The organism is Micromonospora sp. C41 (assembly GCF_018070485.1).
GTDB classification, from domain to species: Bacteria; Actinomycetota; Actinomycetes; order Mycobacteriales; family Micromonosporaceae; genus Micromonospora; species Micromonospora chalcea.
Window position 1 is genome coordinate 1 of record NZ_JAGPXP010000065.1, and the last position, 4,240, is coordinate 4,240.

6 protein-coding genes and 1 tRNA gene are annotated in these 4,240 nt (G+C 73.1%); 4 read left to right on the plus strand and 3 right to left on the minus strand.

Going from position 1 to position 4,240, the window contains the following annotated elements; translation table 11 throughout:
- Positions 1-131: 131 nt before the first annotated feature.
- The 3 genes from KBX43_RS31175 to bcp form a co-directional block, all read right to left on the minus strand.
- Positions 132-659, minus strand: coding sequence for a GNAT family N-acetyltransferase (locus KBX43_RS31175; RefSeq protein ID WP_064446937.1), 528 nt, complete (start codon positions 657-659; stop codon positions 132-134).
- Positions 660-743: 84 nt separating this feature from the next.
- Positions 744-819 (minus strand) — tRNA-Leu (locus tag KBX43_RS31180).
- Positions 820-927: 108 nt separating this feature from the next.
- Positions 928-1,398, minus strand: a complete 471-nt coding sequence (gene bcp, locus KBX43_RS31185; RefSeq protein WP_043326156.1) for a thioredoxin-dependent thiol peroxidase — start codon at positions 1,396-1,398, stop codon at positions 928-930.
- Between the two features lie 123 nt (positions 1,399-1,521).
- On the opposite strand from bcp, the gene KBX43_RS31190 reads away from it, so the two are divergent.
- Genes KBX43_RS31190 through KBX43_RS31205 form a run of 4 tightly spaced genes read left to right on the plus strand, consistent with a single transcriptional unit; the run spans position 1,522 to position 4,215 of the window.
- On the plus strand, positions 1,522-2,241 hold the full coding sequence (locus KBX43_RS31190; RefSeq protein WP_069087509.1) for an energy-coupling factor ABC transporter permease: 720 nt from the start codon (positions 1,522-1,524) through the stop codon (positions 2,239-2,241).
- The gene (locus KBX43_RS31195; RefSeq protein WP_069087508.1) at positions 2,238-2,684 is read left to right on the plus strand and encodes a PDGLE domain-containing protein; all 447 of its coding nucleotides are present in this window, start codon (positions 2,238-2,240) and stop codon (positions 2,682-2,684) included. Before KBX43_RS31190 ends, KBX43_RS31195 begins: the two co-directional genes overlap by 4 nt.
- A 2-nt stretch (positions 2,685-2,686) precedes the next feature.
- Positions 2,687-3,457, plus strand: coding sequence for a cobalt ECF transporter T component CbiQ (gene cbiQ / locus KBX43_RS31200; RefSeq protein WP_043326150.1), 771 nt, complete (start codon positions 2,687-2,689; stop codon positions 3,455-3,457).
- Positions 3,454-4,215: an energy-coupling factor ABC transporter ATP-binding protein gene (locus KBX43_RS31205; protein WP_064446939.1), complete on the plus strand. Its 762-nt coding sequence runs from the start codon at positions 3,454-3,456 to the stop codon at positions 4,213-4,215. The genes cbiQ and KBX43_RS31205 overlap by 4 nt, the downstream gene beginning before the upstream one ends.
- The last annotated feature ends 25 nt before the right edge of the window (positions 4,216-4,240 follow it).

Genomic DNA, 4,240 nt, shown 5'->3' on the forward strand with positions numbered 1-4,240 from the left:
GCCCCCGCCCCCGCCCTCGCTGATCTTGCACTTGGGGACCCGTGCGTGTCGTGAATGCCCGATCTGCCGGGGCCATGAGTGCAAGATCAGCGAGGCGGGGCGGGGGGAGGCGGGGCGAGGTGGGGCGGGGGTCAGGTTGGGGTGGGGAGGTCCAGCCACATGAGGATCTCGTCGCGGGCGTCGGTGGCGGACAGGCGCAGCGCGGCGGGGAGGCGGCCGATCTCGCGGTAGCCGAGGCGCTTGTAGAAGCGGTCCAGCCCCAGCCCGTCGCGGACCGTCACGTGCAGCGCCGCCAGGCCCAGCCCTCGGGCGATCCGCTCGGCCTCGCGCATCAGCGCCGCGCCGTGGCCGCGCCCCTGCGTGTCGGGGTGCACCATGACGCGCTTGAGCACCCGCCAGTGCGTCTTGAGGTGGAACCGGTTGTCGGCGATGACCAGCACCGCGACCAGCTTTTCGCCCTCGTGGCCGACGAGTAGCCGGTCCGGCCCGTCCGCGACCTCGTCGAGCGTGGAGGTGGCGAGCGGGCGTACCTCATCGGCGGTCACGGGGGCGACGAAGCCGACGGCGCCGCCGGCGTTCGTCACGTCCACCCAGAGCGCGATGATCTGTTCGCGCAGCTCGGGGGTCAGGTCGGGGTCGAGGGAGAAACGCAGGTCCACGCCGTAATCCTGCTCGTGGCGACGCGGTGCGGACCCGCGTTCGTGACCTTCCCGACAGTCGCCGGTGCGCGTGGCACCGGCGACTGGTAGGGCCGGCGGGATTCGAACCCGCACTGGTGCGGACCTAAACCGCATGCCTCTGCCGTTGGGCTACGGCCCCTTCATCGTGACCACCGCCCGCGGACCGGTGTCACAGCCTCCGGATCGTAGACCACATTCGGGGTCACCACTGTGGCGCGGCCGTCACGAGCCGCACCGCGCGCCGACCTCAGTCGAGCCCGAGATCCCGGCGCAGCTTGGCGACGTGGCCGGTGGCCCGCACGTTGTAGAACGCCTGCTCGATCTTGCCGTCCTCGTCCACGACGAACGTCGAGCGGATCACGCCGGTGACCGTGCGGCCGTACATCTGCTTCTCGCCGAACGCGCCGTACGCGGTCAGCACCGCCTTGTCCGCGTCGGAGACCAGCGGGAACGTGATCGCGTCCCGCTCGCGGAACTTCGCCAGCTTGGCCGGCTTGTCCGGCGAGATGCCCACCACCTCGTAGCCGGCGGCCTGCAGGGAGGCGAGGGAGTCCCGGAAGTCACATGCCTGCTTGGTGCAGCCGGGCGTCATGGCGGCCGGGTACGCGTACAGGATGACCTTGCGGCCGCGCAGGTCGGCCAGGGAGAGTGTCCCGCCGTCGTCGGTGGGAAGGGTGAATTCGGGGGCGGGGTCGCCGGGCTTGAGGCGGTCGGTCATGGCGGTGACGATACCGCCGGGCCGGTGCGCTCGGCGGACGGCGACGCGCGGACGCGGTGACGGCCATCATGAGGTTGTTGCCAGATATTGGCAACAATGCCTTCCTGGAAATACGCTGAGCGCGTGGACACCCTGGCGATGCACATCTCCAACGGGATCATCAACGGTCCGGTCGCCGCGATCTTCGCGGCTCTCGCCCTCGCCGCGCTCGCGTTCTGCGTGATGCGGGGCCGAGCCGACCTCGACGACCGGCTGGCCCCGATGGCCGGGCTGGTGGCGGCGTTCATCTTCGCCGTGCAGATGCTCAACTTCCCGATCTTCACCGCCGGGGTCAGCGGTCACCTGCTCGGCGGCGCGCTCGCGGCGATGCTCGTCGGGCCCTGGGTCGGCGCGCTCTGCGTGGCCGTGGTGCTCATCGTGCAGGCGCTGGTCTTCGGCGACGGCGGCGTGGCGATGCTCGGCCTCAACATCACCAACATGGCGCTGCTCGGCACCGCCGCCGCGTACCTGCTGATCGCGCTCCTGCTCCGTGTGCTGCCGCGTACCCCGGCCGGCCTGGCGGTGACCGCGTTCGTGTCCGCGCTGGTCAGCGTGGTGGTCGCGTCCCAGGGCTTCGTCCTGCAGTACTGGCTGGGCGGCACCACCGACCTCGGCGGCAACCTCACCGGGCTGGCCGGCACCATGGCCTTCGCCCACCTGCTGATCGGCATCGGCGAGGGCCTGATCACCGCGACCACCGTGGTCACCGTCGCGAAGGTCCGGCCCGACCTGGTGTACGCGCTGCGCGCCCTCAAGCCGGCCACGCCGGCTCCCGCCGTCCCGGTCGCCGGAGGTGCCCGATGAGCAAGCGTCAATGGCCGTTCCTTCTCGGCGGCCTGCTGGTGGCGCTGCTGCTGGCGGGCGTGGTCAGCAACTACGCCTCCTCGCACCCGGACGGGCTCGACTCTTCGCTGCTCAAGGGCTGCACGGTGAACGCCGACGACGAGATCACCGGCGGCAGCTGCCCGGCCCAGGAGGCGAAGGACCACGAGCTGGCGGACAGCCCGCTGGCCGACTACGGCGTACGCGGAATCGGCAACGACTTCGTCTCCACCGGCCTGTCCGGCGTGCTCGGCGTGCTGCTCACCTTCGCGTTCGGCGCCGGCCTGTTCTGGCTGGCCCGCCGCCGCGGCCCCGCCACGCCCGCCACGTCCGCCGGCCCCGCCGCGCCCGCCACGCCCGCCCCGACCACCGCGAGCGCCGACCCGGCGGACGACGCAGCGACCCCGTCCACCGGCAGCCGCTGACCATGGGCGCCGGTCACGCGCACGTCCTCTACCGCGAGTCCGGCTCGCCGGTGCACCGCCTCCCGCCGGAGGTGAAGATCGCCGCGATGGTGCTGTTCACCGTCGCGGTGGTGGCCACGCCCCGGGAGGCGTACTGGGCCTTCGGCGGGTACGCGCTCCTGGTCGCCGTGGTGGCCGCGCTGGCCCGGGTCGGCCCGCGCTGGCTGCTCAGCCGGGCGCTGATCGAGCTGCCGTTCGTGCTGTTCGCGTTCGCGCTGCCGTTCCTCGGGGCGGGGGAGCGGGTCGAGGTGGCGGGGCTCGCCCTGTCCGTCGACGGGCTGCACGGCGCGTTCAACATCCTCGCCAAGGGCACGCTCGGCGTACTCGCGTCGCTTCTGCTGGCGGCGACCACGACGACGCGGGACCTGCTGCTCGGCCTGGACCGGCTGCGGTGCCCGCAGATCCTCACCCAGATCGCCACGTTCATGCTGCGCTACCTGGAGGTGCTGGTCGGCGAGGCCCGCCGGATGCGCGTGGCGCGGGTGTCGCGCGGCGACGACCCGCGGTTCCTGTGGCAGTTGCGCGGCTTCGCGGCCGGCGTCGGCGCGCTGTTCCTGCGCGCGTTCGAGCGCGGCGAGCGGGTCTACCTGGCGATGCTCTCCCGCGGCTACACCGGCCGGATGCCGGCGGTGTGGCAGGGGGCCGGCGCGGCCACCGCCGGCCAGTGGGCGGTCGCCGCGACGGTGCCGGCGATCGCGGCCACCATCGCCGCCGTCGCGCTCGTCCTGCAATGATCGGGTACGTGCAGCAGCCGCCCTCCCTCGACGTCAGCGGCGTCCGGTACGCGTACCCGGACGGTCACGTCGCCCTGCACGGCGTGGACCTGACCGTGCCGCGCGGCGATCGGGTGGCGCTGCTCGGACCAAACGGCGCCGGCAAGACCACGCTCGTGCTGCACCTCAACGGCATCCTCACCCCGACCGAGGGCACGGTGAGCGTCGGCGGCCTCACCGTCACCCGGGACCGGGACACGCTGGCCGAGGTACGCCGCCGCGTCGGCATCGTCTTCCAGGACCCGGACGACCAGCTGTTCCTGCCCACGGTCGCCGAGGACGTGGCGTTCGGCCCGGCCAACCTGGGCCTGCGCGGCGCCGAGCTGGCCGCCCGGGTCGACGAGGCGCTCGCGGCGGTCGGGATGAGCGAGCACCGGGACCGCGCCCCGCACCACCTGTCGTTCGGACAGCGGCGCCGGGTGGCGGTGGCCACTGTGCTGGCCATGCGCCCGGAGATCCTGGTGCTGGACGAGCCGTCGTCGAACCTCGACCCGGCCGCCCGCCGGGAGCTGGCGGAGATCCTGCGCGCCCTGCCGGTGACGCTGCTCATGGTCACGCACGACCTGCCGTACGCGGCCGAGCTGTGCCCCCGCTCGGTGATCCTGGACGGCGGCCGCATCGTCGCCGACGCCCCGACCGCGGACCTCCTGTCCGACGAGGCGCTGCTGACGGCCCACCGCCTGGAACTCCCCTACGGCTTCGCCCCCCGCCCGTCCTGACCCCGCCCTAGCCCCTCCCTCCCTC